The sequence below is a fragment of the Moorena sp. SIO4E2 genome (assembly GCF_010671945.1).
In the GTDB taxonomy this organism is placed as follows: Bacteria; Cyanobacteriota; Cyanobacteriia; order Cyanobacteriales; family Coleofasciculaceae; genus Moorena; species Moorena producens.
Genome location: NZ_JAAHIE010000661.1, coordinates 1 through 3,553, shown reverse-complemented (window position 1 = coordinate 3,553; position 3,553 = coordinate 1). Strand labels below are relative to the sequence as shown.

4 protein-coding genes are annotated in these 3,553 nt (G+C 42.5%); 2 read left to right on the top strand and 2 right to left on the bottom strand.

What is annotated here, in order from left to right:
• Positions 1–139: 139 nt before the first annotated feature.
• The gene (locus F6K37_RS35010) at positions 140–880 is read right to left on the bottom strand and encodes a 50S ribosomal protein L11 methyltransferase (RefSeq protein ID WP_287255450.1); all 741 of its coding nucleotides are present in this window, start codon (positions 878–880) and stop codon (positions 140–142) included.
• 242 nt (positions 881–1,122) lie between these two features.
• On the opposite strand from F6K37_RS35010, the gene F6K37_RS35005 reads away from it, so the two are divergent.
• Both F6K37_RS35005 and F6K37_RS35000 read left to right on the top strand, forming a co-directional pair.
• On the top strand, positions 1,123–1,392 hold the full coding sequence (locus F6K37_RS35005) for a transposase family protein (RefSeq protein WP_287255448.1): 270 nt from the start codon (positions 1,123–1,125) through the stop codon (positions 1,390–1,392).
• Between the two features lie 576 nt (positions 1,393–1,968).
• Complete coding sequence (locus tag F6K37_RS35000; RefSeq protein ID WP_287255447.1) at positions 1,969–2,298, top strand: hypothetical protein; 330 nt, start codon at positions 1,969–1,971, stop codon at positions 2,296–2,298.
• A gap of 88 nt (positions 2,299–2,386) precedes the next feature.
• Here F6K37_RS35000 and F6K37_RS34995 read toward each other — a convergent pair whose 3' ends face one another.
• Positions 2,387–3,349 (bottom strand): DMT family transporter, encoded by a 963-nt coding sequence (locus F6K37_RS34995; protein ID WP_287255446.1) that lies wholly within the window; start codon positions 3,347–3,349, stop codon positions 2,387–2,389.
• Between the last annotated feature and the right edge of the window lie 204 nt (positions 3,350–3,553).

The following is a 3,553-nucleotide window of genomic DNA, read 5'->3' as shown; positions in this document are numbered from 1 at the left end:
TCCATGAAATTTGCTTTGAGTTTGGGACCTTAAGCTTCTCATGGAATCCCCCTGTCATGCTATCCCTGTCTTATTATTGAGACTCTATACCTACCAGTACTTTCAAGACTTCTCTGCACCACTAAGGGTTTACAGAATGCTATCGATAATGCTTTGATTTTTTTGTCCTAACCAACTCTTTCTCTGCTATAGCTTGAAACAGGTAAACCCACTCAAAAATAACCCCATTCTCGACATAAATGCGGTTAGCATTTAGTAGTTGTTGAAAGTATTGTGGATAAAGCTCAAAGTAGCGATGTTGCTTACACTTGATGACTTGACTCATTGGTTCGTCATACGCATAGCCAATTTGGGACATTAACGCCATTGTTGTCTCAGGACTAATCCGGGAGGACTGGGTAAATTGTATTCTGCCTTCAGGTATTAACCAATGGGGAGCTTGGTGAAGCATGGCATCAATCAAATCTCTGCCATCCTCTCCAGCACGACTATACAAGGGGATGTTATCCCATGCGGGTGTTGCCGGCAAATTAGCCACCATCAAATCAAAACGAGTGTCGGTAGGGATAGCCTCAAACAGGTTACTCTTCAAGGCAATAACCTGTTCTGAAACATCATTTAATTCTGCATTATACTGAGTCGCTGCAATGTAGTCTTCATGGATATCAACAGCATAAACCGTTTCAAAGTCTTGTTTCGCTAAAGCAATAGCTAATATGCCCGTACCACATCCTAAATCTAAGGCTGTTTTTCCCGTACTGTTTAACTGGTTTAGCAAGAACTGCGTATAACCCTCGGAGGGTTCTGCCATATTGGGAAAAATCTTAATTTTGATGGTTGTATTTTTAATCTTAAAGGACTTATATTGTTCTGTGTCCATTGTATGATTATATTTTAAAATTTCAACAAAGACTGATTGAGCAAACATTCCCTACCCTACAAAGGCAGGGAACCTTGCTTCAATAACTTGTCATAACGAGTGCTGATTTGCACTAACCAAGCTGTGGATCAAATTTTATCATGATTATCAACAACCTTCAGCACAATAGCAGGGCTATTTCATTCTCATGAAAGCTAATAAATGCTAGGCTTACAAGTTAGCTGAGAGTTTCATGAGTGACCATGCGTTTGTCTGCCCAATCTGCCCCTGCTGTCTCAGTTCCTAGCCTCGTCCCAGAGGAGTCACCCCCTCAGGGCATCGAGATTCTAGAAGCCAATGCCCTCATCCCAGATGTACGCAAGGTTTCTGGGAAACGGCATCAAGTAGCTCTGTGTTTAGCCCTGTTTACCTTGGCCATTGCAGCTGGAAACCGAGGTTTTCTAGCCATTGGGGACTGGCTCAACAGCTATCGAGACGAATTGCCCCCCGCTATTCAAACCCCCGTTGGGTAGGATTCCTTCCTACAGTACGATTCGCCGTGTCCTGGTCACCCAAGAAGACCACCAGTACTCTGGGGCCCTGGCTCGCTTCTTTGGCATTGAACCCAAGCCCTTGAGAAACCTTAGCTGTAGATGGTAAAGTCTTACGGGGCTCATACCAACTAGAGAGTGATAATCCTGGTTCTCCACCTCACCGAGCGATTATGCTGGTTAGTGCTTATCTGGTTGAGCGGGGTCTGATTCTCGAACCCGATCAGGTGGATAGCAAAACAAACGTGCGTCAAAGCCAAACCGCGAGTTTATTACACAACTGGCTGTCAAGGGTGTGGTGTTCGCCTTTGATGCGATTAGCACTCAAAAAAAACGGCTCAGTTGATCAAAAAGGTGTGAAAATCACTACCTAGGTGCCCTTAAAGGCAATCAGGGCAACCTATTCAAAAGCGTCAAAGCCCACTTTGTTCCTCAACAAAGTCATACTGAAGTAAGTATTGGGCATGGACGCATCGAAAAGCGCTCCGGCACGCATATGCACACAACTCGAACACATCTTGTCCTGGCCAGGGTTAAAAACACTAATCCGAGTGGAGAGTGTTCGACAATTCAAAAAGGGGAAACAACACCAGCTGGAAACCGAAACACGCTACTATGTGGCTTCTTTCATCGAGTCTGCGGAATCCTTTGCCCAACGTATTCGGGGGTATTGGGGGGGTAGAAAACAAAGTCCATTATGTGCGAGATGTCACTCAGGAAGAAGATGCTTCTCGCATTCGCATGCATCAGTTACCTCAAATCTTTGCAGTTGCTCGTAATTTTGCGCTGAATATCTATCGCTCCAATGGCTTCTCCAATATGGCTCAAGCACAGCGATACTGCCAATTTGGACTAGACACACTCAAGCGCATTTTTAGAATGAAATAGCCCTGGCACAATAGCATCAGCTCCAATATAGCTCACAGGACTTAATTCTTTTTTAAGATGCGTTACAATTGGAATTTGTTTTGCTTTATTAGTTCTTCTCCATGGGCTTTAGAGTCGATAGACTAGATTTAGCTAAATATATACCCAGTAAAACCACAGCAAAACCGAACCAATTGAATACACTAATCTTTTCTGAGAAGACGAACCAAGCTGCCATAGTAGCAAAAACGACTTCCAGGGGAACGACCAGAGAAATGAACCCTGAAGATAGTCTTTTCAGGCTATAAACTAACAGTCCTTGACCTAGACATTGACAAACAATCGCTTGGGCAATAACGGCCAGCCATCCTATGACTGAATAAGGAAAGTATCCATCTTGAGTCAACAGGAAAATTGGTAAGATTAAGAGCGTTCCAATCCCGCAACGCCATAACATGATTGTTGTGGTGCTAAACCGGCTTCGGAGTTGCTCCACAATCAACAAGAAAACACTAATACCCAATGCAGACATTAAGGCTTCTATGTCACCTTGCAAGTGACTCAGGGAAATTTGTACATCTTCTAGTCCAATCGTAATAATTCCTGCAATAGCCACTACCATTCCAATTAAGAATTTTCTGTCATAGCGTTGACCAAAGAGTATCCATCCTAACAGGGGTGTGAACATTGCATTGAAATTACGCATTAAAGTCGCATTAGCAACATTAGTCTGTGCCAGAGACCAATTCCACATTAGTAAGCTGACAGAGGCAACGGTAGCAGCACTCAACAATAGTCCTATTCTTCCTAGGGTATAGGTTTTTTGTTTTTGACTTTTGCTATTCTCAGGGTAGGTACTTATAGAATTAATACCATTCAATAATCCAAAGGCTAAAGTTGCAATCCAAAGACGATTAAATGCTATGGCAATGGATCCAATTTCTCGTTGACTTAATCGAATAAATAATCCTGCCATCGATAAGGAGACAACTGCTAGAATCAACGCGAAAAAAGCAAGTGTTGTTGTTGTGATTTCTGATTTCTGTTGGGGTTTTTCTAATGGATTACTCATTGAATTTTCAGAAATAATAAATACAAAATACAATGGTTAATTTAAGCTGTAATAACCGTATTTTCTGTATCAATGACCCTGGTTGACTGACAAAACTTAATGAAAAGCATAATCGTAGGTTTTTACCTTAAATTCGAGTCGATAGTACCTTTTCTGATGTTGTTTGCGGGAGGCCATGGCTGGGTCAGGGTCGTAATTAGAGGT

Excerpts from the sequence above, each read along its gene's own strand:
- F6K37_RS35010 (WP_287255450.1), bottom strand. The coding sequence starts at position 880 with ATGGACACAGAACAATATAAGTCCTTTAAGATTAAAAATACAACCATC.
- F6K37_RS35005 (WP_287255448.1), top strand. The coding sequence starts at position 1,123 with ATGCGTTTGTCTGCCCAATCTGCCCCTGCTGTCTCAGTTCCTAGCCTC.
- F6K37_RS34995 (WP_287255446.1), bottom strand. The coding sequence starts at position 3,349 with ATGAGTAATCCATTAGAAAAACCCCAACAGAAATCAGAAATCACAACA.